This is a genomic window from Burkholderia sp. APQ4-4ca, from assembly GCF_057837105.1.
The window spans coordinates 1-522 of the sequence record NZ_JBYQCG010000038.1 but is presented as its reverse complement, the minus strand read 5'-3'; the positions used below and the strand labels follow the sequence as shown (position 1 = coordinate 522).

Sequence of the window (522 nt, the reverse complement as noted above, 5' to 3'; positions counted from 1 at the left end):
GATGGTGGTAGGCCTGTTTAAGCAGGCCTCGCTCGTCATAACTGAAAGTACTCAGCGTGTTGTCGCTCAGTTGGCGACCGATCATCTGACCGAGATTGTCGTATATCAGCGTCGTGCGAAGTTGTCCGTCGTTTCCACAATCGATCTGCTCGATCAGTTCGCCGGCGACGTTGAATCGAAATTGTTGGCGCCGACCATCGAACCCGATTTGCTCGATGATGCGTCCCAGTTGGTCGTACGCAAAGGTGCCACGTTCGCCCTTGGGGTTCGTCAGTGCGGTGAGCTTGCCGCGCACATCGTACTCGAATCGATATGAGCTACCCATCGCGTCGATTATGCTGAGTGGCCGGTCATAGGCATCCCATCCAACTCGCGTAACGCGACCGCGCGGATCGGTATAAGCGACCGGCCGGCCAGCTTTATCGTACGCGGTGCGCCAGCACCCGAGTCCGGCAGGTTCGATTGCAGTCGTGTTGCCGGCAGCGTTGCCGAGAACCTTGGTCGTTTGCCCTAACGCATTCG

Annotated in this window: 1 pseudogene; it reads right to left on the bottom strand. The window is 57.7% G+C overall.

Annotated elements, in window-relative coordinates:
• Positions 1-522 (bottom strand): annotated as a pseudogene (locus tag AC3IFE_RS01560) (hypothetical protein); the annotation flags it as partial.